This is a genomic window from Bradyrhizobium manausense, from assembly GCF_018130615.1.
GTDB classification, from domain to species: Bacteria; Pseudomonadota; Alphaproteobacteria; order Rhizobiales; family Xanthobacteraceae; genus Bradyrhizobium; species Bradyrhizobium manausense_A.
The window spans coordinates 96,981-117,916 of the sequence record NZ_JAFCKB010000011.1 but is presented as its reverse complement, the minus strand read 5'-3'; the positions used below and the strand labels follow the sequence as shown (position 1 = coordinate 117,916).

At 59.3% G+C, this 20,936-nt stretch carries 17 protein-coding genes and 3 pseudogenes; 12 read left to right on the top strand and 8 right to left on the bottom strand.

The features are described 5' to 3' along the window. The first annotated feature begins 119 nt into the window (after positions 1-119). A pseudogene (locus tag JQ587_RS21500) lies at positions 120-1,099 on the top strand (ABC transporter substrate-binding protein). Positions 1,100-1,226: 127 nt separating this feature from the next. Here the strand turns inward: JQ587_RS21500 and JQ587_RS21490 are convergent. Next, positions 1,227-2,654, bottom strand: a complete 1,428-nt coding sequence (locus tag JQ587_RS21490) for an IS1182 family transposase (RefSeq protein WP_212426578.1) — start codon at positions 2,652-2,654, stop codon at positions 1,227-1,229. A 429-nt stretch (positions 2,655-3,083) separates the two neighbouring features. Between JQ587_RS21490 and ltrA the strand changes: the two genes are divergently transcribed. Then, positions 3,084-4,568: a group II intron reverse transcriptase/maturase gene (gene ltrA / locus JQ587_RS21485; RefSeq protein ID WP_212426577.1), complete on the top strand. Its 1,485-nt coding sequence runs from the start codon at positions 3,084-3,086 to the stop codon at positions 4,566-4,568. A 66-nt stretch (positions 4,569-4,634) separates the two neighbouring features. After that, a complete protein-coding gene (locus JQ587_RS21480; protein ID WP_212426576.1) occupies positions 4,635-6,197 on the top strand; it encodes an integrase catalytic domain-containing protein in 1,563 nt (520 codons plus the stop codon). 833 nt (positions 6,198-7,030) lie between these two features. Here the strand turns inward: JQ587_RS21480 and JQ587_RS21475 are convergent. The 5 genes from JQ587_RS21475 to JQ587_RS21460 form a co-directional block, all read right to left on the bottom strand. Further along, positions 7,031-7,474 carry a DUF7662 domain-containing protein gene (locus JQ587_RS21475; protein WP_212426575.1) on the bottom strand — a complete coding sequence of 148 codons (444 nt, stop codon included), beginning with the start codon at positions 7,472-7,474 and terminating at the stop codon, positions 7,031-7,033. Between the two features lie 104 nt (positions 7,475-7,578). Then, complete coding sequence (locus JQ587_RS36935) at positions 7,579-7,707, bottom strand: hypothetical protein (RefSeq protein ID WP_283815648.1); 129 nt, start codon at positions 7,705-7,707, stop codon at positions 7,579-7,581. 64 nt (positions 7,708-7,771) lie between these two features. After that, positions 7,772-7,933 carry a hypothetical protein gene (locus tag JQ587_RS21470; RefSeq protein WP_212426574.1) on the bottom strand — a complete coding sequence of 54 codons (162 nt, stop codon included), beginning with the start codon at positions 7,931-7,933 and terminating at the stop codon, positions 7,772-7,774. A gap of 391 nt (positions 7,934-8,324) precedes the next feature. Then, positions 8,325-8,927 carry an ATP-dependent DNA ligase gene (locus JQ587_RS21465; protein ID WP_212426573.1) on the bottom strand — a complete coding sequence of 201 codons (603 nt, stop codon included), beginning with the start codon at positions 8,925-8,927 and terminating at the stop codon, positions 8,325-8,327. A gap of 38 nt (positions 8,928-8,965) precedes the next feature. Beyond that, entirely contained in the window at positions 8,966-9,193 is a 228-nt protein-coding gene (locus JQ587_RS21460) for a hypothetical protein (RefSeq protein ID WP_212426681.1), read from the bottom strand. 385 nt (positions 9,194-9,578) lie between these two features. Here JQ587_RS21460 and JQ587_RS21455 point away from each other — a divergent pair, with 385 nt between their 5' ends. The 3 genes from JQ587_RS21455 to JQ587_RS21445 all read left to right on the top strand — a co-directional run bounded on the left by JQ587_RS21455 (position 9,579) and on the right by JQ587_RS21445 (position 11,437). Next, positions 9,579-9,791 (top strand): hypothetical protein, encoded by a 213-nt coding sequence (locus JQ587_RS21455; RefSeq protein ID WP_212426572.1) that lies wholly within the window; start codon positions 9,579-9,581, stop codon positions 9,789-9,791. Between the two features lie 960 nt (positions 9,792-10,751). Continuing rightward, a complete protein-coding gene (locus JQ587_RS21450) occupies positions 10,752-11,228 on the top strand; it encodes an NHL repeat-containing protein (protein ID WP_212426571.1) in 477 nt (158 codons plus the stop codon). After that, positions 11,225-11,437, top strand: coding sequence for a hypothetical protein (locus JQ587_RS21445; RefSeq protein WP_212426570.1), 213 nt, complete (start codon positions 11,225-11,227; stop codon positions 11,435-11,437). Before JQ587_RS21450 ends, JQ587_RS21445 begins: the two co-directional genes overlap by 4 nt. Before the next feature lie 349 nt (positions 11,438-11,786). Here JQ587_RS21445 and JQ587_RS21440 read toward each other — a convergent pair whose 3' ends face one another. Beyond that, positions 11,787-12,395, bottom strand: a complete 609-nt coding sequence (locus JQ587_RS21440; RefSeq protein ID WP_212426569.1) for a LabA-like NYN domain-containing protein — start codon at positions 12,393-12,395, stop codon at positions 11,787-11,789. 821 nt (positions 12,396-13,216) lie between these two features. Here JQ587_RS21440 and JQ587_RS21430 point away from each other — a divergent pair. The 3 genes from JQ587_RS21430 (at position 13,217) to JQ587_RS21420 (ending at position 16,535) form a co-directional block, all read left to right on the top strand. Next, complete coding sequence (locus JQ587_RS21430; RefSeq protein WP_212426568.1) at positions 13,217-14,209, top strand: ABC transporter substrate-binding protein; 993 nt, start codon at positions 13,217-13,219, stop codon at positions 14,207-14,209. An 864-nt stretch (positions 14,210-15,073) separates the two neighbouring features. Beyond that, positions 15,074-15,706 carry a DUF1326 domain-containing protein gene (locus JQ587_RS21425; RefSeq protein ID WP_212426567.1) on the top strand — a complete coding sequence of 211 codons (633 nt, stop codon included), beginning with the start codon at positions 15,074-15,076 and terminating at the stop codon, positions 15,704-15,706. A gap of 52 nt (positions 15,707-15,758) precedes the next feature. Continuing rightward, positions 15,759-16,535: a DUF2182 domain-containing protein gene (locus JQ587_RS21420; RefSeq protein ID WP_212426566.1), complete on the top strand. Its 777-nt coding sequence runs from the start codon at positions 15,759-15,761 to the stop codon at positions 16,533-16,535. A gap of 81 nt (positions 16,536-16,616) precedes the next feature. On the opposite strand, the pseudogene JQ587_RS21415 reads toward JQ587_RS21420, so the two are convergent. After that, positions 16,617-18,172, bottom strand: a pseudogene (locus tag JQ587_RS21415) (ISL3 family transposase). 82 nt (positions 18,173-18,254) lie between these two features. On the opposite strand from JQ587_RS21415, the gene JQ587_RS37055 reads away from it, so the two are divergent. From JQ587_RS37055 to JQ587_RS21400, 3 genes and pseudogenes are all read left to right on the top strand, one after another. Further along, a complete protein-coding gene (locus JQ587_RS37055; RefSeq protein ID WP_212426565.1) occupies positions 18,255-18,938 on the top strand; it encodes an invasion associated locus B family protein in 684 nt (227 codons plus the stop codon). 257 nt (positions 18,939-19,195) lie between these two features. Next, positions 19,196-19,957 carry a molybdate ABC transporter substrate-binding protein gene (locus tag JQ587_RS21405; protein WP_212426564.1) on the top strand — a complete coding sequence of 254 codons (762 nt, stop codon included), beginning with the start codon at positions 19,196-19,198 and terminating at the stop codon, positions 19,955-19,957. A gap of 205 nt (positions 19,958-20,162) precedes the next feature. Then, positions 20,163-20,921, top strand: a pseudogene (locus tag JQ587_RS21400) (IS5 family transposase); the annotation flags it as partial. Positions 20,922-20,936: the final 15 nt, after the last annotated feature.

Genomic DNA, 20,936 nt, shown 5'->3' with positions numbered 1-20,936 from the left:
CGTGACCCATCTGTGACATTGGCGTTGCACTGCGGCAATGCTTCGATTTTGGTTTCAGCCCCGAGCAAAATATTCGCTTGAGCCGATAAGATGCGTCGTCGTGAGCCTTGGTAGCGAGCATGAGGCGGCGCGAGTTCATCACACTCATCGGCGGAACAGCGGCTTCTTGGCCGTTGACGGCCCGTGCGCAGCAGACTGCCAAGCCGCCGGTCGTCGGTTTCCTAGGTGCAAACACCGCTTCGACGCAAAAGTCATCGACTGAAGCCTTTGTGCAGCGTCTTCATGAACTCGGCTGGGCCGAGGGTCGCAACATCATTATTGAATACCGTTGGGCGGAGGGGCGCTTTGAGCGTTCGGCCGAGCTTCTGGTCGGCTTGGTTGGGATGCATGTGAATATTATTTTTACCCACGCAACTCAAAACGTCATCGCAGCCAAGCAGGCGACATCTGTCATTCCTATTGTGTTCGCGGCAGCCGGTGATCCAGTTGGCAATAATCTGGTTGCAAGCTTGGCGCGCCCCGGAGGCAACGTGACCGGCCTGTCGCTCCAGAGCAACGATCTTGCGGGCAAACGACTGGACATTCTGCGGGAGCTTGATCCGGCGCTCCGCCGGTTGGCGTTTTTAGCTAACGCCGCCAATCCAAACACCATGGCGGAGGCGAGCGAGCTTCATGCGGCTGCGCGAACGCTCGGTTTTGATGTTGTGACTTCGCAGATCAAGCGTGCTGATGATGTTGCATCCACAGTAGAAGGGCTAAAGGCCGCGCACAAGCACTCTATGTCCAGACAGACCCGCTCATGACCACCAATCGCGCCCTTATCAACGACTTGGCGCTAAAGGCACGGCCGCCGACGATGGGTGGTGTTCGGGAGTACGCCGAAGCGAACGGTCTAATGTCGTACGGTCCAAACTTTCCAGACCTTTTCCGACGCGGTGCTGATTACGTCGATAAAATATTACGCGGCGCGAACCCGAGCGACCTACCGGTCGAACAGCCGACCAAATTCGATTTCATCATTAACCTCCAGATCGCAAAGGCACTCGGCCTAACGGTGCCGCCGACGCTACTCGCTCGCGCCGACGAGGTGATCGAATAGAGTTGCCGTTTGCTGCGGTGCATGAGTCCGGAAATGGCCCAGGCTGTGTGATAACCCTTTTGCCGACTGGTAAGTCGAGAGGCCCGGGATCGGTTTCGCGGCTAGAGTTGGCTCGGATACAAACTCCTTACGTCTGCATCGCCTCCAGCAGGGTTCGGCAACCCAAAATCGCTATTGCACGTTTCATATTGTAGGCGAGCACGTTCAGCGCCATCTCGGTCGCAACCTTGTGCTGTCTTCGCATCAGGAAGTGCGTGGCACCCATCCAGGCCTTTATGGTCCCGAAGGGATGCTCGGCCGTCTTGCGGCGTAAGGTCATCTTGTTGGGGTCTTGGTCGAGCCGCTGCTGAACCTTCTCCAGCACGGCCTCGTGCTCCCACCGCGCGATGCGCCGCTCAGGGCCGGTCGTGCACTGAGCTTTGAGCGCGCAGCTTTGGCAGGCGGTCGTCCAGTAACGGCGCAGCATCTTACCGTCCTCTTGGCCGGTGAAGCGGTACGTCAGCCGTTCGCCAGCAGGGCAGCGATAGACGTCCTCGGCAGCAAGATAGACGAAGTCCTGCTTGCCAAAACGACCTGCGGCTTTCGCGCCTGAGGTCAGCGGTTTCGGCAATGTGACCGTGATGCCGGCCTGCTCACAGGCGCGAAGCTGTTCGCTGCCGCGATCAGCAACGACCTCGAGTGTCTCGACAGCCATCTCGGCACGGGCCTGTTCGGCCATGTCGGCAAGCTGGTGGCGATCGGTGCCCACGTTGGTCACATAGTGAGCCACGATAAGATGATGCTGCGTATCAACAGCAATCTGCACGTTGTAGCCAACGATGCCGGTGTCCTTGCCACTTGTAGCCATCGAGCGTGCGTCAGGATCGGAGAGCGAGATCTGCCTGTCCTTGCTCTTCATCATTTCCGCGTTGATCGCGTTGAGCCGGACGATCTCCTCCTTGAGCTTCTCGATCTTGCCCTTCAACCGCTCAACCTTCACCTCTGGGACCGCATCCCCATGCCGATCGGCGGTTTCAAGCTGAGAGAGGTACCGGGCGATGCTCTCATCGATGCGCTCAAAACGCCTCTTCATCTTGGCCTCGGTGAAGTTCTTATCCCGTGCATTGACAGCCTTGAACTTTGATCCGTCAATGGCGACGCTCGCGGTACTGAGCAGCTCAAGCTTGCGGCACAGCGCGACGAACTCGCGACAGACCTCACGGATGGCCTTGCCATTGTCCTTGCGGAAGTCCGCGATCGTCTTGAAGTCCGGCGCCAGATGCCCGGTCAACCAGATCATCTCGATATTGCGCAGGCATTCCCGCTCCAGGCATCGGCTCGACGGAACCCGATTAAGATAGCCGTAGATGTAGAGCTTGAGCATAGTGCTCGGGTGATAGCTGGGTCGGCCCGTGTCGAATGGCTGGACTCCAATGAACCCGAGCTTGTCGAGATCGAGACCATCGACGAACACGTCGACCGCTCGCACCGGGTTGTCCTCTGCAACATAGTCATCGAGCGATGCCGGAAACAATGTGCTCTGGCCGCGATCCAATCCTTCAACAAAGCGCTTCATTGGATGCCCCCGCAAACGCAGGGAATCTTATCGCGCGAATCACTCCAAACAGAGCGTTTTCACGCGTGCGCCGGGAGACCGGCAAGGAGTAGGTGGTGCAAGTCCACTACGATGAAGGAATAGCGAACCGCATCGACCCCAAACCGTGCGCAGGCCTCCGCGAGGATGCCGGCGAAGCATCGGCAGGGGGACGTGCAGGCCAACCATTGAGCCGCGATAGAAAACTGATTCAGGGTGCCGACGCTGTCTGTGTAGCGGAAGGCAACATGCCCAAGAGCGTCATCGCAAGCGCTTGGGTGACCCGGCGTGGTCGAAGAACCTGGCACGCACGCACGCTCCTCGTACGGGAACCGGGAGATCTCCGGGTCGGCCGAACGCCCCCTTGGGCGGCACGGTCCGCGGTGGGAAGGCGAGGAGTCGTAGCCGCCGATGCACGATCCGGAGAAGTCAGACTCTGCCGTAGTAGCCGAGAAGTCGCCGAACAAAGCCGGGCCTCCGGCAGCGGAGGTGGCGGAGCAAAGGGCAGGGACCAAGAGGAACGCGGATCAGCAAAGCACGCACCGGACGCAGATCCGGGCGCGCGTGACCCAGGCGCTGAACCGCGTACGGCAAGCCGCAAGGCAAAGGAAGAAGGAGCGGTTCACCGCGCTTCTCCACCATGTCAACGTCGACACGTTCTCAGCAGCATTCTACGCGCTCAAACGAAGAGCCGCTGCTGGCGTCGACGGGGTGACCTGGCAGGACTATGAGGTGAACCTCGAGTGCAATCTCGAGGATCTGCACCGAAGAGTCCATCGGGGAGCGTATCGGCCTCATCCATCGCGCCGGACGTACATACCAAAGGCGGATGGTCGACAACGGCCGCTGGCAATCGCGGCTCTGGAAGACAAGATCGTCCAGGGCGCATGCGTCATGGTGCTCAACGCCATCTACGAAGAGGATTTCCTCGGGTTCTCGTATGGGTTCCGACCTGGACGAGGGCCGCACGCTGCGTTGGATGCTTTGGCGGTGGCGATCTCCAGCCGGAAGGTGAACCAAATACTTGACGCCGACATCCGGGACTTCTTTGGCAGCGTCAACCACGACTGGTTGATCCGCTTCCTAGAGTACCGCATCGGCGACAAGCGCATCATCCGTCTGATCCGTAAGTGGCTCAAGGCGGGTATCCTCGAATACGGGGTCGTATCCGTAGCTGACAGTGGAACTGGCCAAGGTTCGGTGATCTCACCACTCCTTGCCAACATCTATTTGCACTACGTGTTTGACCCGTGGGCCGAACGCTGGCGACGGCAAGAGGCCCACGGCGACATGATCGTCGTGCGCTATGCAGATGATCTGGTCGCAGGCTTCGAGCATGAGGACGACGCCCGTCGCTTCCTCGATGCACTGCGCAAGCGGATCGGGGCATTCTCGCTCTCGCTCCATCCGGTTAAGACCCGCTTGATTGAGTTCGGCCGCCACGCGGCAGCCGAGCGCAAAAAGCGCGGCATCGGTAGACCGGAGACCTTCGCATTCTTGGGCTTCACCTTCATCTGCGGCAAATCTCGACGGGGCGCCTTCCAACTACAGCGGAAGACCCGGCGCGACCGCATGCGGGCGAAGCTGCAAGAAATCAAGGTGGAGCTGCGGCAAAGAATGCACCAGCCTATCCCCTCTCAGGGACACTGGTTGAGGCAAGTCGTTACAGGCCACTTCGCCTACTATGCCGTACCCACAAACAGTCGGGCGCTCTCAGCGTTCCGGCATTACGTGGCCGACCTCTGGCGCCGCACGCTTCGGCGGCGCAGCCAGAAAGACGGCTTCACGTGGGACCGGATGACGAAGCTGGTCGCCGGCTGGCTTCCCGCGCCGCGCGTCCTTCACCCCTGGCCTGTCGTGCGCCATGGAAAACTGCCCCCCGCATTGCCTCATTAAAAATGTTACCGGACAACTTCCCTGTCGTGTCTGGGGCGGAGCTGCCGAATCAGATCGGTGGCGGGTATGGCAGGGAAGATCAGCATGCGCGCAAAGCGCGAGATCACATCAGCGCTGGTGGAGCGTTATCGGGCGAGCGGACGGCTCGAGGAGGCACGGATCCTGGACGAGCTGTGTGCCGTTACGGGATGGCATCGCAAGCACGCGATCCGAGCACTGTCGGTGGACAGGGCATCGGGATCGGCCGTGCCGCGACGACGAGGCCGGACCTACGGAGCTTCCATTCGCGTTGCACTGATTGTGCTATGGGACGCCTCTGACCGGCTCTGCAGTAAGCGGCTCGTCGCGATGATCCCATTTTTACTTCCGGCTCTTGAACTGCACGGCAGATTGGAGCTTTCTGCCGATGACAGGTCGAAGGTTTTGAAGGTGAGCGCGGCGACGATCGATCGTCTGCTGAGCGACGTAAAGATCGCAGCAGCCGGAGGACGCCGACGGCGGGCGGGCTTTTCCAGTGCCCTACGGCGCCAAGTCCCGGTGCGTACATTCAATGACTGGGGATCACCTCCGCCGGGGTACTGCGAAGCGGATCTGGTTGCGCACGGCGGCATGTCCGTATCCGGCGCGTTCATTCAGACGCTAACAATGGTAGATATCGCAACGGGGTGGACCGAATGCTTTCCGCTCGTCGTGCGTGAAGCAGCTCTTGTGGTCGAAGCTCTCGAGCGCGCGCAGAACCTATTTCCCTGGCCCGTTCGGGGGCTCGATTTTGACAACGATAGCGCCTTCATGAACGACACGGTCGTAACGTGGTGCCGTTCTCACGATGTCGAAGTCACCCGTTCGAGGGCCTACAAAAAGAACGATCAGGCATTCGTTGAACAAAAGAACGGAGCTATCGTTCGCCGCTTGGTGGGCTACGGGCGGTTTGAAGGCATTGATGCCGCTCGCTCATTAGCTCGCCTGTTTGCGGCGGCACGGCTGCACGTCAATTTCTTCCAGCCCTCGTTTAAGCTGAAGGAGAAGCACCGCGAAGGTGCCAAGATGATCAAGCGCTATCTTCCTCCCGCTACGCCATACGAAAGAGCGTTGGTCCACCCGAGGCTAAATGAGGCATTCAAAGGTCGGCTGCGGGAGATTTACCGGACACTTGATCCGGTGGCACTTCTGGCACAGATGCGGGACGCTCAGAATGAGCTGGGTAAGCGGGTCGATCAACGGGCTGGAAAGTCAGCGATGACTGTAGCGTCGGTGCAAAGCGACTTGGCGGCCTTTGCCGGAGGGCTCGGCGATGGTTGGAAACAGGGTGAGCAGCGGAGCATTCATCGGCGCCGCTACGTGCGGCGCAAGCCTGGGCCACGTCGGCCATCGATGCTCGAGCCCTACATTCCCATCATTGAGGAATGGCTCGCTGCGGCTCCGCACTTGTCCGCGGTCGATCTTCTCTCCCGGCTGGAAGCGCATGCGCCCGGTCGGTTCAGCGGCCATCAGCGGCGTACGGTGCAGCGACTGGTGAAGAGTTGGCGATCAAAGGCCGCTCGACAGCTAATCGGCAGCGCAGAGATCACGTTGAGCACCGACCCACGCTCCGTGCCTGAGGTTCAAGGCCCCACAAGTGCGTTCGCCTAGTCACCGCAAGCCGCTCGCTCGCTACAGCGCTATGGATGGCGCGCTTCGCGAGCGGCTTGCTCGGACTCGCGGCAGGCCGGATCCGGCAAGAACTGGGCTCCGTTTCGGTAACATTCTCATCTGAGGCAATATGAGGGGGCAGTTTTCCATGGCGCGCGACACCGGAACTATCGGTCCGCGCTCGCAAAGCAGCTTTTGACGCCAGCTGGCCACGGGGCCCATGTCGCGTGGAAGAGGAGAGTGCTGGCGTCCGGCGATCACGGCTATACTGGTGTCACACCCGAGCGGAATTGAGTTCGCTATCGCTCAGGATCTGGAATTCCTGGCAGCACATCCGACGAAGCGTTCGCGGAGGCCGCAGCAATGAAGCGCCGCCGCCGAACCCACCGCAAGCGCGACCGGCAGCGGTTCATGACGCACCGACGCAGATTGAAGCGATAGAGCACAAAGCAAAAGGCCCGCCGGTCAACTGGCGGGCCTAGCTCTCCCAGCGCTCTAATCCCGCAATTGGATCGGCAGCCAGGAGCATTGGGGGCTGGAAAGCCACCTCTGCCATGGTCCGCCGTTAATGACAATGCGTGGAACCCCGGAGTCCGGTAGTAGTCCGGAGTCCAATTTCGGAACGGGGTGTTCTACCGTAGGAACACCGGCGAGATTTAAGCACCAACGTTTAATTCGTCCGGGAACGCCGCAGTGGGGCTGGAACCGCGCTGCGGCTTTTCCGTGAGTGCAGCTGGAATCCAGCGAGCCCTACAACTCCCGACTCATTGCCGGATGACTCCGGTTCTTCACCTTGATCCGCTCCTTTGACCCCCCGCTGGCGTTCCGTGAAATCATGTCCGATTAAATTCGACCGTCCGCTTCTTCATCGAAACTCTCGCTTTAAATCCAGCGTCTAACCACGCAAAGGAATGCGCGTGACCTGGGCGAGACTTTTCATTGTCCCACCACGCACTGTACTTATATGCAGATGCGGGTAACGGTCTTCCAAGGATTTCCTCGATTTCGGAAAACGTCAGCCGAACAGCTGGCTCGCGCACACTTTTCAGCTTCCTTTGCAATGGATCGTAAACGGACATAACACGCGGACCGTCACGTTGGCTTTTCTGAAGGCTCGTAGAGTGGAAGTCCCGCGCGGTAAGCTCGAGCTCGAGCTCGGTGATGCGTTCGAAAATGCGGGAAGCAATCGTCTCGGATTCTTCAGCCGTCAGCGATCGGATGCCAATGGCTGAAAGCTCTTCCCGAAGGACTTTCGCCACGATCAAATGAATGGCCATGACAATATAAATCCCGAAAGCCGCATCCAACCGCAACCGCAGGACGAGCGCAAGAGATTCCCCTGGATGCGCCGAGGCGCCCCGGACGGGGATCACGAAGTTCCTCAGCGGATGCTGATCACGAGGACCCAGTCCGCGGCTCGGGCGCCAAGCAGTTTGCACAGGAGAACGGCCACTGCAATCACGGCCATGCAGATCAGTGTGCGCCGCCCGACCCGGTTCATCCGCATCATTGCCCGCCCTCCGAATAGCACGCTTCCTCGCGCGCGGCCTCGATGCGGTAATCGCGGGAAGACATCAGTGGTTCAGCGCGGACTTCTTCGCTTTGGCCCGATCTGCTAGTCGGCAGCGAACGCTCTTTGCAAGTGGCCGCAGCGCCGCAATGACAAATCCGCAAAACATCATCAGCCATGTCGCTAGGGCAGCGCACCACAATAGATCTTCCAGGATCTTGGGCATCCGCAGTACTCCCAAAAAATTGCTCTCTGAAAATGTGAAGACTGTCGCCCAATAGAGCGGAGTTTTCAAGGCGCCTAGGAGCCGCGCGACCTCTGACGACAGGTGAGTGCCTCTGACGCAATCAGCCCTTGGGCATCGTTTTCAGACTAGCGGAGTATTTGGAATTGCATTTAACGATGGTGAGGCACCGCCCGGGGCTGGCTGAGCTGGCGGGCCCTCTACCACAAGCACCCGCCGCTGGGACAGGGCGTGGCGACACTGATCTGCGTTTCCGGAGATGGCAACCACGCCTCTTTCAGAAATGCACGCAATTCACACGAGGGCTCAAGGATGATGGTGCGGGCCCGCCGGGTCGCGCTGGCGGGCCTAGATGCTCCACTGTCTTTCCGCCTCAGCTCAACACATCCATCACGCGCGTCATTGCCGGGTGCGTCCTGTTCTTGACCTTGATCCATTCCTTGGACCGGCCCGCTTGGTACGGGCGATCCCGCCGCTTCGAGACGATGCCTTCCAACCCCATGTTGACAGCCGCGCCGAACAGGTCGGGGCCGATCGCGCCGGGCTCGAACGGTGCTATAAACATGCCATCCGGCCGGCCGCGCAGCAGGCGCGCGAGGTTGGTCTTGCGCATCGATAGAGGCAGCTGGCGCAGATCCTCGCCACCGAGCGCCAGCACGTCGAAAGCGTAGAGCTGCACCTCGTCATTGTGCTTGCGTGAGTGCAGCGCGTTGAAGTCGGAGACGCCGTCGACGCCGAGCACGACGGCCTCGCCGTCGATGACGAAGTGCTGCTCGCGGTTCTTCAGCGCGGCCTGGACGATCCAGGGGAAGCGGCTGGTCCAGTTGTGGCCGTTGCGGGTCAGCAACCGCACGCTCTTGCCCTTGCGCTCGACGCGCAGGCGATAGCCGTCATATTTGATTTCGTGGATCCAGTCCGGGCCGTCGGGAACGGCCTTTGCGGCCGTGGGCAGGCAGAATTCGAATGCGCTACGCATGGGCGGAAGATAGGAGCCGGCAGGTCGGATTGCGAGTCTCAGTTCGACCGGGGATGCACCTTGGCGTCGACCAGAACCTCGGTGATCGCCTCACGCAACTCCTCCTCGTCGAGCACAGCGATCAGGCCGTCGAGCGCGGCCTTGGCGTCGATCCTGTGCTCGAGATAGTCGCCGATCGCGGCCATGGCGCGGTCGTAGCTCTGGTCGATCGTTTCCGCGGGCGATGGCTTTGGCGCAGCGCTGTCAGCCCTGATGCCTGGAGGCATCCGAGGTGGTTCGTTGTCGATCAGAACATTGCAATGCGGGCAGGGCGCGCCGGCGGCTCCGCAGCAGCAGGCGCGCGGTCCTTCCCATGGTCGATCCGGGTGGTTCTCACAAACCGAACCGATGTCGTCGCAGATCTTGTCATGGGCGATGCCTCGATGCTGGCGGCCTAATCCGTGCTAGAAGCACTTGCGGCGGCCGGGCGAGGCCCGGAAAGCTGCCAAAGAGCACGCGGATGAGCAGCGGGAGCTGGCGGACAAGCTCCGCCGGAAGCTGAATTAAGGCAGCCTGGCTCATGCTCCCCCTGCCTTGGCCTTGTTTGAGGAACAAGGGGCCGACCAATTGCATTGCTGCACCGCAGCATCCGCTGCGATACTGGTCAGCGCCATGGCAATCAAGTCCTCTGACTATTATTTCGTCACGCGCCAAACCGGCGAGCAGCCCGGGCGGTGGGGTTGGGAAATACGCCGCAAGAGTAAGCCACTGGGCATCAAGATGACCAGCGATGGATGGCAGTCCAAAACGGTAGCGGAGGTTGCTGGCAAGCAAGCGTTGGAGGACTTTTTGTTGGATTTGACCAAAGAGGACGACCGAAAGTAAGGCCGCCTCGAGGATTGTCTCTGCGATCAGTGCGACAGCTGTTGTCGTGGCGGATCGTTCTTTGCCATCCGCTTCAAAGCGACGGGGCATCTTTAATCCGCAACGTTGGGCGGAGAGACGGCCCCGGCTTGGAGGAGATGCTTGGGGCTAGACCGGGGCCGCTCGGCCGGCCGGCGGCGGCCAGCGAGACTCAGAAGCCTGAAGGGCAGCCTTCGTTCCTGTGAAATTTACGGGTGGTCAGCGCGACATGAGATTGTCGCCCGACGACAATAGCCGGACACAGGTCCCGCTCTCGTGCGGTTGCAGCTTCGAAGGTTGCGAGAATGACTTTAAGGTTGCCAGCTGCACGTTCGCTGTGGCTGACCGTGTGAAGATTTTCCGCCTTGGCCAGAACATGAGCCAACTAGGTCATTGCCAACCGAAATCAACATGACATTTTGGCCCTTCATGCCGTTTCTTTTGCAGTCCACTTGGGAGGGCTGAATGTGGCGACCTTTTGCATTCATTCTCTGAAGTGTTTGTTGCACGACGCCAGGAGGGCAATCAGCTAAGGCGGCAGTTGGAGAAATCATGAAAGCCGGCGCTTGCGGCAGATAGCAAAAGAGCGCACGCTGGACTCGCCTTTTGCAGTGCGAGGGAAAATGGGTGCTCGCGTAAGTGCAATGCTTTTGTTTGCTGCAGCCGGCGTAGCTGTACTGGCGGTCGCTACAGCGAACGGGGGACGGGCTCAGGGGGGCGGATCCCAATAGCGCTCCTAATCCATACCATGTCGTCGAGCGCTGGGCGAGCCTTCCGGAAGGGCGAGTCTGGGGGCAGGCCATCGGCGTTGACATCGATCGCGACGGCACCAGTGTTTGGGTCTTTGACCGGTGCGAGGCAAGGACCTGTGAGGCGTCGAACCTCGCGCCGATTCAGAAATTCGATGCCTCTGGACACCTGGTCGCTAGTTTTGGCTCCGGGATGTTCGAATGGCCGCACGGTCTATTTTCCGCGCTTGACGGAACGGTTTGGGTTACTGACGGCAAGAAGCACATCGTCGTGCAGTTGGCGCCGGACGGTCGCGTGCTGAGGACGCTCGGCAAGTCCGGCATAGCTGGTGACGGGCCCGATGAGTTTAACAGTCCGTCCGACGTTCTTGTTGCCCCGAACGGCGATATCTTTGTCGCCGACGGCCACGGTGATTTCCCGGTGCCGAAAACAAACGATCGTATCGTTAAATATTCCAAAGACGGAAAATTCATCAAAGCATGGGGTCACCATGGTTCGGGACAGGGGGAATTCGATGTACCCCATAGTCTCGCCATGGATTCGGCCGGACGATTATTCGTCGCCAACCGGGCGAACAACCGCCTCCAGATTTTCGACCAGGACGGAAATTCCTGGCAGAGTGGAAGCAATTCGGTCGCCCGAGCCGGGTCTACATTCGCGATGACATGATCTACGTGACTGACTCGCAATCGAATGAAACAGTGGACCCGCCGTTCCAGCAGGGTATCCGCATCGGTAGCGTCAGGGACGGCAAGGTGACCGCTTTCATCTCAGATCCGAACGAGGAAATGCCGGAAGGCGTCGCTGCCGATAAACAGGGTAACGTGTTCGGCGGCTTCACGCAGCTACCCGACATAAAAAAATTTGTCAGAAATTGATGTGGTGAGCTACGAATTCGCGGTGTGCCGTGCTCAACTCGGGCTTGCCGTAACCTCGCAATAAGAGCCAGCGCCTGTCTTTGTATCGTGGGCCGTCACGATCAAATGCAGCAGCCATTCCTCTTGACCGTTGGTGATGTCGGCCTCCGAATCCATCTGAGGAGTTACGCCGCGTCCGACGAAAGTCTGCTCATCGCGGCAGAGCGGATCCGATTTGTCAAACTGATTTCTTCGTATTTTGACCGATGCGAGCCTTTGCCGGGAATTGCTCTGTGCGGGTCGCCGGCAAAGTGGATGTCTTTGATGTTGTGGTCTCTTAATTCCTCGAAGTGGACGCCGCCTTGCTCGTTTAGTCGAGGGGATCGTTTCCTTTCGGTTCCTGCAAAAATTTAGGCACGTGTCCGCGCTCGCGCTGGGCGGGACGCTCGGACGGGTCGCGGCCAAGCTTGGACTGCAACTCGACGAGGTCGGTGAAGACGTCGGCCTGGCGGCGCAGCTCGTCGGCGATCATCGGCGGCTGGCTGGCGATGGTGGAGACCACCGTGACCCTGACACCGCGGCGCTGCACGGCCTCGACCAGCGAGCGGAAGTCGCCGTCACCGGAGAACAGCACCATCTGGTCGATGTGCTCGGCGAGCTCCATGGCATCGACCGCGAGCTCGATGTCCATGTTGCCCTTGACCTTGCGACGGCCAGAGGCGTCGATGAACTCCTTGGTCGCCTTGGTGATGACGGTGTAGCCGTTGTAATCGAGCCAGTCGATCAGCGGACGGATCGAGGAATACTCCTGATCCTCGATGACCGCTGTGTAGTAGAACGCTCGGAGCAGCGTCCCGCGGCTCTGAAATTCCTTCAGAAGGCGCTTATAGTCGATGTCGAAGCCGAGAGTTTTCGCCGTCGCGTAAAGATTGGCCCCGTCGATGAAGAGCGCGATCTTGTCCGAAGGTGAATGGGACATCTATCTAACTTTCGGTGGGCAAGTCGCGGTTTAGAAGCATCGCGAAATTTGCGATACAAATATTGAGTCGCATTCTAAAGGGATATCTACCGGAGATCGTCGAGTAGCTCAAACGTTTTAAGCTTCAACTAACATCATGCCTGTGCAGGGTGGGAACTCGACCCCGCCCCGGAAGTTCTTCCGTCAAAATTGTAATGTATCCTGCTTATTTCCAGGTGCGCATTTGAAGGCGTTTCAGATGGCTCGCGATTTTGATCTCTTTGATCTGTCGATACAGAGGTGCGGTCGTGCTTGGCGATGGGCCGTCATTGACCAGTCAGGCAACCCTTTGTTGACGGGCAGTGAGCGCAGCAGAGCTGCAGCTCGTTACAGGGCCAGCAGGGAAATCTTCCAGATGTTATTGGCAGCACCGTATCGAAATCAAATTCACCGACGGCCTCGTCTCGCTCCGCGCCGGACTACGACTACTACCTGGTTCATTGGGCGGATGAAGTCGGCCAAGTTCTAAACGGAGCTGCGCCAAAAGACATTCCTATTCCTCAGCCGACAAAGCTAACGCTCGCCATCAGCCTGAAGACGGCGAAAATGCTCGGGCTCTCTGTGCCATCAACATTGCTTGCGAGCGCAGATGAGGTAATCGAATAGCCTACACGCATTCGCAGTGCATGAGTCCGCCTGTGGCTCGAGGCCGCCGTTCGGCAGCGAGAGGTGAATGTCGGCTATCGAACGAACATTTGTTCGATCTATTGCGGCGCACAACCATTCGGGTGGGCCGTCTGAGTGCTAAGGTATGCCACTTCGAGATGCATCGGAGGTGATTGATGCGGCGGCGGGAGCTCATCGTCGGTCTTCTGGGGGCAGCAGCGTCCTCGCGCTACGCAATAGCGCAGCGTGCAGGATCGCCCCGACAAATCGATATCCTTTTTGGTCGATCCCCTAACGATGCCGAAGGTCGACTACAGGCACAGGCATTCGAGAACGAACTTGCATCGCGTGGCTGGACTGCCAGTGCTGCCTTGAAAATAAGTCCTTACTGGGCTGGCGGGGACCCAGCTCGATTTGCAGCTTTGGCAAAATCCATCGCAAGCGAGAAGCCGGATCTCATTGTGTGTCACACCACGGCGGCCGCAAGAGCGATCTCAAATGAAACGAACACCATCCCGGTCATCTTCATCGCCGTCACCGATCCGGTCAGCAATGGATTTGTGAAAAGCTTGGCGAGACCGGAAGGCAATATGACCGGCCTCATCGATCTTGAGCCAAGCCTCGGCGGCAAGTGGGTCGAACTATTGAAGGAGCTTGTGCCGGACCTCGCCACGATCGGCTGCCTCATTAACCCCAAGACTGCTGCGGGAGGCGGCTCGTACTATCTGAATGCCGTCCAAAGCGGTGCTTTGGCCTCAGGGCTGAAGTTTGAGACACTTTACGTCGAAAGCGCTGACGAAATTTCTAGATGCCTCGCGGCCTTCGCGGAATTGCCGCGCGGAGGCGTGATCGTGATGCCGGATATTTTCAACGGCCTCAATAAGAGTCTTATCGTTTCTAGCGTTGCCCGTCTCCGGCTTCCGACGGTGTACGCGTTTCGCCTTTTTGTATTGGACGGCGGATTGGCATCATACGGGGTTAGCCTGACTGATCTGTTTCGGAGAGCTGCCATCTATGCTGATCGTATTTTGCGCGGAGCACGACCAGCCGACCTTCCTGTGGAATTGCCGACAAAATTCGAGATGACCATTAACCAAGCAACTGCAAAGGCTTTGAGTATATCCATATCGAGTAGCCTGCTTTCTCGGGCGGACGAGGTGATCGAATAAGCCTAGACTTTTCGGCGCGTGCACGAGTCCGGAATTAGCCCTTCGCTTCCGTTACGGCATTGCGGCGAGACGCCCGGGGTTGGGGGCGAAGCGGAAGCGCCCGACCGCCGGTCTAAACGGCGCTGTTGACCCCACAGTGGAAGCCCAAATCGATCGGTCCCAACTTCCACAGCGCGCTGGTCTTCCAGGTTGAAACGATGCAACCACAGTGCTAGTTTTCAAAGACATCATTCCTCCTAGGTCTGATGTGGGCGGGCGATTAGGCTTACGGACTGCCGCCTGTCATTGAAAATTGGAATACTTGAGCCATTAGTGCCCCGCCTCTGGCCGCATTTCAAAGTCGGTCGGGTGATGTTTCGTTGATGCATTTCCCTCCGTTCTTCCCATTGACTCGGGGGCGGGTATTTTCGCACTGAAGCGTTTTCACGCAACCAAGACCCACAAGAGACATTCGGGAGTTAACCCGAAAGAGCCAATGATGGGGTTTGACTGGCGCACCATCCAGCTCAGCGCGGCCATAGCCGCCCAGCCATCCGCGCAAAACTCGTCCCGGCGTAGCCCAAAGGGCGAAGCGGGATGGCTCGATTCCCGGTTCGTTTGAATTGCGGGCGCGGTGCGCCGCAACGAAACGCCACGGCCCGCGCGCTTGGAGATTTCCGTAGACAAGGGACCACTATACGCGTTCGGCCGCGACTGATATGTTTCCTCCGTTAGGACAGTGCAGCGCGCAAACAAACTCCGCGGCGATGCTGGTTTTCTGATCGGATCTCGATCCCGCTCGCGCCTTCTTTGACATAAACGAATTAAACGCTGAACGGAATTATCGAGCGGCTGCTTCGTCCTTCTCACAATGGGAGATGTGTCATGGCTGCGTCGGATTGGCGTCTTGAAGGCGAATGGATCAAGAATTGTAATTGCGCGTTTGGCTGCCCCTGCGATTTCAATGCCCCGCCGACGAACGGCTTTTGCAAAGGCCTGGTCGGCATGCGGATCACAAAAGGACATTTCGAGGGTACCGAGCTCGATGGCCTCTGTTTCGCGGCAACCGTCGATTTTCCGGGAGCGCTGCACGAGGGCAACGGGAAGATGCAGCCCATCATCGATGAGCGCGCGACGCCCGAACAGCGCCAGGCGCTCTTCAACATCTTCTCCGGCAAGCATTCGGCCGAGGGCACGATGTTCCACATCTTCAGCCTGATCGTGACCACCATTCACGATCCGGTCTTTGTGCCGTTCGAATTCGCCTTCGACAAGAACGGACGCGTCGCGAAACTCGTTGCCAAGGGCGTGTTGGAAACGGACGTCGAACCGATCAAGAATCCGGTCACGGGTGCGCCGCATCGGATTCAAGTCGTCATGCCCGAGGGCTTCGAGCACAGAGGCGCCGAGGTTGCTTCTTCCGACATCCGCTCCACCGGTGCGATCAAGTTCGAAACGAAGGGCACGCACAGCTCGCTGGCCAATGTCGTTCAGACGCCCGATGGAGTTGCGGCCTGACGGTGCAACAAAGTCGCATCATTGATGGGCCATATCGTCGATCGGGTCAGCCATGATCGGATACCTGGCGCTTGAACGCCTGCTCCGTCGCGATCGCCTCATCGTGGCGGTCGGGACGGCAGGGGTGGTGGCGCTGGCCTGGGCCTATCTGGCCAGTGGCGCCGGCATGGATACCGAAATGATGGCCGACATGCCCGACATGGCGCCGATGCCATGGACGCCGGTCTATGCTGTGCTGCTGTTCGTGATGTGGTGGGTGATGATGATCGCGATGATGGTTCCAAGCGCGGCGCCCGCGGTCCTGCTCTACGCGGCAGTCAAGCGCAAGGACAATGCGTCCGGCGCCGCGACCGAAGCCTGGGTCTTTCTTGTTGGCTATCTTCTGACATGGGCCGGCTTCAGTCTCGTCGCCGTCCTTGCGCAATGGGCGCTCGAGCGCTTGGGACTTCTGTCGATGGCGATGGCCAGTACCAGTTCCGTGTTGGGGGGTGTCATTCTGCTTGCTGCCGGACTCTATCAGTTCACACCGCTCAAGCGCGCCTGTCTCCGCTATTGTCAAAGCCCGCTGCTGTTCTTGAGCAGTCACTGGCGGCCCGGCCCTGCGGGAGCGTTCGGCATGGGATTGCGTCACGGCAGCTATTGCGTCGGCTGTTGCTGGTTTCTGATGGCATTACTGTTCGTCAGCGGCGTGATGAATCTCGTCTGGATCATCGGCATTGCGCTCTACGTCGCCTGCGAGAAATTGCTGCCGCTCGGCCGATGGCTGAGCCACGCGACTGGTGTGGCCCTCATCCTGTTAGGCGCGCTCGTGCTCGTACGCGGGATGTGATGGTGGGGGAACGAAAATCGCGAGGTGGGCTGTGTTTCGGCTTGCAATATTGGCTCTGACGCAAGTTTGGTGCAGCGCCGACTATTCGGCACCGATTAGTCTGGCTTGAAGCAGGTCGATTTTGCCGCGGCCGTACATTTGACGTCGAACGAGCTTGAGGCGCGTGATCTGACCTTCGGTCTGTCCGTTAGACCATGGTGAAGTGATTGCCGCCCGTACCGCCGCCTCATCCCTGACGACGCCGCTCGCGAACGAGGCGACGAGACTGGCGCGAGCGCGCTCGATCCATGGGGTGAGGCCCGTCTCGGTCTTGCGTCGGATCATCAGGTGGAATTCGGCGATGATTTCGCGTGCCTCGACCAGGGTTGGTACGCCAGCTTCGATGGCCACGACCGTGACGGTCTCCGCTTTCGTGAGCAAGTCTCGGCCGATGGTCATAAGGCGCGCAATGGTTCTGGCCGACGGAATCCTTTGAAGGTTTCGCGCGTCGGTCTTTTCGGCCCGCCGTCTGCGTGTTGCCCATTCGCCGACGACACGAAGGGAGCCTCGGTAGCCACGCGCCTTTAGGTGGCGCCAGAGTTCAGCCCGTTTCGGCAACCGGCAGCCCATTGATCGTCGAGCCATGGCAGGTGCTGATCGAGCGAGCTCTGCCGGGTCCGGAAGACATCCTGGCGTTCGCCACGGATCACTTGTCGCACCAGCTTCCGGCTATGCCCGGTCTGCCGTACGATCTGCTTTATCGGTATGCCGTTCTTCGACAGAGCCAGGATGACCGCATTGGTCTCCTCGCGCCGCAGATAGCCCTCATACTGGAGGCGTTCGGCGGCTGTTAGCAGCTTGGGATCAATCGTGGTCGCGCCGATGACGGTGCGTATCTGGCGCATCGATTTGCGGACGGCATCAAGGAAGGCCCGACTGGCGTTCTCCATCAAATGCCAACGGTCGGCGACCTGCACGGCGTGCGGCAGGGCCTTTGCTGTTGCTTCGCCATATCTCCCGCCACGATCGCGAGCGACGACCGTGATCGTGGGATGAGCGGCCAGCCAGGCTTGGGCGGTCGCGGGCTCACGATCCGGCAACAAAGTGACTACCCGGCGCCTTTCCAAGTTGCAGATGATGCTGGCGTATCGGTGATTGCGTCGCCAGGCCCAATCATCGATGCCGATAACCTTGAGCGGGTCAGCCGGTGGACGGTGGCGGCGTCGTACCACGCGCAGGAGCGTATCCTTACTCACCGGCAACATCAGCCGTTTTGCGAAGCCTGCCGCCGGTCGACCGCCAAGCGCCAGACCAAGGTGATGAACGAGCGAGTCCAGCCTCGCCGTGCGTCGCGCCGATGGAGCCAATATCCCGTCGGAAAAACGCTCAGTGAAGATCTGGCGCCCGCACAGGACGGCGTCGCAGCGGAAGCGGCGGGCGATCACCACGAGCTGTACGATCCGCTCCGAAAGCGGCAGATCGGTCACACGGCGCCGATAGTGGCTGTGGACACGTCGGGAAACCGTTCCGCACGATGGACACAGGCCGAAACTTCCGGACGCCCGGACCGTGATGACGGCCTTATCACCCTCGTAGCACGCACTCTCTACAACAAACCCACGCGGCACCAGACTGGAGCGGTGGAGTGCTTGCTGCATGGCGCTGATTCTCCTCCAATCAAAACGCCAGACATCCCTCGAACTGCATCAAAAGTGAGTCAGAGCCAAATTTGCAGGCCGAATGACGGGCCGTTTACGGCCGGTTCAGTTTGAGCCGTGGCATGCGGGCTTGTTCACGGCGCGAGGACGGCGCCTCACGGGTCGATATCGCGATTTGTGGCCCCCTGACGCGGTCCCAATTTGGTCTCCAATCGTAAGCCAGTTCCTTGAGGAGCAGTCAGCCACCAGCACGGCCCAACAGCTTGTGGGCACGAGCCCGCCGCAAAAGCTGCACGCCACTCCTCCGCAGGTCAGCCTTCCGTCGCAGATGAACTATTCGGGATGGCGAAAGCTTTGCTTCGAATCTTCGGAGGACACTACGATCTGTCGAATAACGTCTGCCGCAACCGACGAAATCGATCAGGTGGTGGCGAGAGTTGATTTGATCCAACGCGCCGATGGTCCGGCTCGTTTGCAATTGTTCGTGCCTCAAGGTGTTAACTTGCAGCGTGGGGTGCAAGTAACCGTGGATCATTCAGAACCGACCCCAGTTCCGTTTGCCTTTTGCCTCACCAACATCTGCATCGCCGCGGACCTTGCGAAGCCGGATCTGATCGCGGCGTTGGAATCCGGCAAGACTTTAAAGCTTGAAGTCACGGACCTCAATTCTTCCTCGATGTCGCTCGAATTTTCGCTCGACCAGTTTGCCGTCGTGCGGAAGGCTGCTCCAGCACAAACATTCGACTTCGGACTGGACGAGCAGTAAACGGCGTCGAGGTCCTCTGTCGTCGCCAGCGGGATAGATAAGTCCCCAACCGCCTCCGCTCGAGGTCAAAGGCTGCCCTCGCTGGCCAGCATGAACTTGGTCGGGTCACCCTTCAGAAGCAGACGCGCCAACGCTCTGGGTTGAGGTCAGCCAGGGGCCATTTTCGGACCTACAGGCGACCCGCTGCATGCACGCAGGCAATTGGCGCTGATCAGTCGGAACTGCTATGCTGCGTGAACTCGTGTGGGGAGCACATCATGACTGTGTTGAGTTTTGCGCGCGCGGCATTCCTCGCGTCAGTCTTTGTCACATTTCTGGGCGAGAAGGGTCAGGCAGCCGAGCTGCGCGTTCTGGCGGGCGGCGCGATGACCGCGGTGTGGGCCGAGGTGAAACCAAAGTTCGAGCAGGTCTCTGGACACAAGCTAGACATTTTCTTCGGCACCACCCCAAATTTGATCAAGGAGGCGACGTCGGGAAAGGCGTTTGACGTCGGCGTCGTGCCGGTCGAGGTGATGCAGGACGCAGCAGCACGTGCAAAGTTCGCCGCCGGCACTACATCCGATGTCGCGCGCGTCGGCCTCGGTGTTGCGGTGCGAGCTGGCGCTCCGAAGCCCAACATCGGCACACCTGACGCGTTTAAGGCTGCGCTGCTCGATGCACGGTCGATTGCGACACTGCCGGCAAGCGCCGCAGGTGCGCAAGTGATGAAAGCATTCGAGCGACTTGGTGTCGCCGTGGCAATCAAGGGCAAGCTTCAGGCAAAAGCGGCACCAGCCGAAATCGTTGCGGCAGTTGAAAAGGGCGAAGCTGAGCTAGGCGTGTTCTTGCTAAATGTGCTCACCGCCCCTGGACTAGACGTCGTCGGCCCATTCCCTGCGGACCTGCAGCAGGAAGTTGTCTTTACGGGTGCTGCTGCCGCGGACACAAAGCAAGGAGATGCCGCAAAAGCGCTGCTCGGGTATCTCAAGTCGCCAGAAGCGAGCGCCATAATTAAAGCGAAGGGAATGACGCCGGGCTGAAGCATTGAACCCTCCGAGATTGAGGTTGGCAAACGCAAAGCGAAAATGATGAGGAACCATGGCAGCCGGCCCGAGAAGGTCCGGTGTGGGTCATGAACCACAAAACTCAAGTTGAGCATAATAGGTCAGCTTTCGGACGGATAGCGACCAGTTGAGCTCGACAGCTGAGCCATGATTCAAGCCACCCAACGGGAGGGGCCGAATCATGCGCTACGAACTCACGGACTATGAGTGGTTTGCCATTAAGCCGATGCTGCCGAATAAGTCGCGCGGCGTGCCACGAGTGAATGACCGTCGCGTCCTCAATGGTATCTTCTGGATATTGCGATCCGGAGCGCCATGGCGCGACCTGCCAGAAAACTTCGGACCGTACACGACTTGCTACAATCGGTTCGTTCGTTGGCGACGGGCGGGCGTGTGGGGCGATATCATAGATGCGCTTGCGACTGCCCATGATGCCGCTGTCCAGATGATCGACACCTCGATTGTCCGTGTGCATCAGCAGGCGGCCTGCATTAGAAGGAACCAGCACCAGTCGATGGGAAGATCACGCGGTGGCTTGACGAGCAAGATCCATGCGGTAGTCGATGGCAATGGTCTGCCTGTTCGGCTCGCGTTGAGCCCTGGCGAGGCGCACGACGTTCGACTAGCCGGAAAACTGCTGTCTCGTCTCAAATCCGGATCAATGCTGCTTGCCGACCGTGGCTATGACGCCGACTGGATCAGAGAGCTTGCCATGAAGAAGGGCGCGTGGGCCAACATCCCGCCGAAACGCAACCGCAGCGATCCGATCTGCTTTAGCCCTTACCTCTATCGCGCTCGCAATCGCGTCGAACGGTTCTTCAACAGGATCAAGCAATGCCATCGGGTCGCGACGCGCTACGATAGGCTTGCGGAAAACTACCTTGCCTTCGTCCAACTCGCATCCATCCGTCTATGGCTGGCCGCGCGTTATGAGTCCGCGCCCTACGTGTTTCAT

What these genes read in the sequence shown, in the direction of transcription:
- JQ587_RS21490 (WP_212426578.1), bottom strand. Translation starts at nt 2,654, where the DNA reads ATGAAGCGCTTTGTTGAAGGATTGGATCGCGGCCAGAGCACATTGTTT.
- ltrA (WP_212426577.1), top strand. Translation starts at nt 3,084, where the DNA reads ATGCACGATCCGGAGAAGTCAGACTCTGCCGTAGTAGCCGAGAAGTCG.
- JQ587_RS21480 (WP_212426576.1), top strand. Translation starts at nt 4,635, where the DNA reads ATGGCAGGGAAGATCAGCATGCGCGCAAAGCGCGAGATCACATCAGCG.
- JQ587_RS21475 (WP_212426575.1), bottom strand. Translation starts at nt 7,474, where the DNA reads ATGGCCATTCATTTGATCGTGGCGAAAGTCCTTCGGGAAGAGCTTTCA.
- JQ587_RS36935 (WP_283815648.1), bottom strand. Translation starts at nt 7,707, where the DNA reads ATGATGCGGATGAACCGGGTCGGGCGGCGCACACTGATCTGCATGGCC.
- JQ587_RS21470 (WP_212426574.1), bottom strand. Translation starts at nt 7,933, where the DNA reads ATGCCCAAGATCCTGGAAGATCTATTGTGGTGCGCTGCCCTAGCGACA.
- JQ587_RS21465 (WP_212426573.1), bottom strand. Translation starts at nt 8,927, where the DNA reads ATGCGTAGCGCATTCGAATTCTGCCTGCCCACGGCCGCAAAGGCCGTT.
- JQ587_RS21460 (WP_212426681.1), bottom strand. Translation starts at nt 9,193, where the DNA reads ATGCCTCCAGGCATCAGGGCTGACAGCGCTGCGCCAAAGCCATCGCCC.
- JQ587_RS21455 (WP_212426572.1), top strand. Translation starts at nt 9,579, where the DNA reads ATGGCAATCAAGTCCTCTGACTATTATTTCGTCACGCGCCAAACCGGC.
- JQ587_RS21450 (WP_212426571.1), top strand. Translation starts at nt 10,752, where the DNA reads ATGTTCGAATGGCCGCACGGTCTATTTTCCGCGCTTGACGGAACGGTT.
- JQ587_RS21445 (WP_212426570.1), top strand. Translation starts at nt 11,225, where the DNA reads ATGATCTACGTGACTGACTCGCAATCGAATGAAACAGTGGACCCGCCG.
- JQ587_RS21440 (WP_212426569.1), bottom strand. Translation starts at nt 12,395, where the DNA reads ATGTCCCATTCACCTTCGGACAAGATCGCGCTCTTCATCGACGGGGCC.
- JQ587_RS21430 (WP_212426568.1), top strand. Translation starts at nt 13,217, where the DNA reads ATGCGGCGGCGGGAGCTCATCGTCGGTCTTCTGGGGGCAGCAGCGTCC.
- JQ587_RS21425 (WP_212426567.1), top strand. Translation starts at nt 15,074, where the DNA reads ATGGCTGCGTCGGATTGGCGTCTTGAAGGCGAATGGATCAAGAATTGT.
- JQ587_RS21420 (WP_212426566.1), top strand. Translation starts at nt 15,759, where the DNA reads ATGATCGGATACCTGGCGCTTGAACGCCTGCTCCGTCGCGATCGCCTC.
- JQ587_RS37055 (WP_212426565.1), top strand. Translation starts at nt 18,255, where the DNA reads ATGACGGGCCGTTTACGGCCGGTTCAGTTTGAGCCGTGGCATGCGGGC.
- JQ587_RS21405 (WP_212426564.1), top strand. Translation starts at nt 19,196, where the DNA reads ATGACTGTGTTGAGTTTTGCGCGCGCGGCATTCCTCGCGTCAGTCTTT.